A 325-nucleotide genomic window follows, 5' to 3' on the forward strand; every position below is an offset into this window, starting at 1 on the left:
TTGTCAATCCTGCTACGCTGTCGCTTGGAAATGTTAAAGGGTTACCAGCAGGTACAGGGATGGATCCAGGTGCAGTATTCGTTGCTACGGCATTAGCGGCAGCGATTGGTTCGTTAATTATGGGTATTTTTGCGAAGTATCCAATTGCTTTAGCGCCAGGTATGGGAATTAACGCGTTCTTTGCTTATACAGCAGTGTTAACGATGGGTATTCCTTGGCAAACAGCAATTGCTGGAACATTAATGTCAGGTATTATCTTTATTATTCTTACAGCTTCAGGTATTCGTGAAAAAATTATTAATGCAATTCCATCAGAGTTAAAGTT

General features: G+C 40.6%; 1 protein-coding gene. It reads left to right on the forward strand.

Annotated features, from left to right (window positions below; all coding sequences use genetic code 11):
* A partial coding sequence (locus MR167_RS32040) for a solute carrier family 23 protein (protein ID WP_276575837.1) occupies positions 1-325 on the forward strand: 325 nt, incomplete at both ends.

The sequence above is a fragment of the Bacillus cereus group sp. BfR-BA-01355 genome (assembly GCF_022663675.1).
Lineage (GTDB): Bacteria > Bacillota > Bacilli > Bacillales > Bacillaceae_G > Bacillus_A > Bacillus_A thuringiensis_S.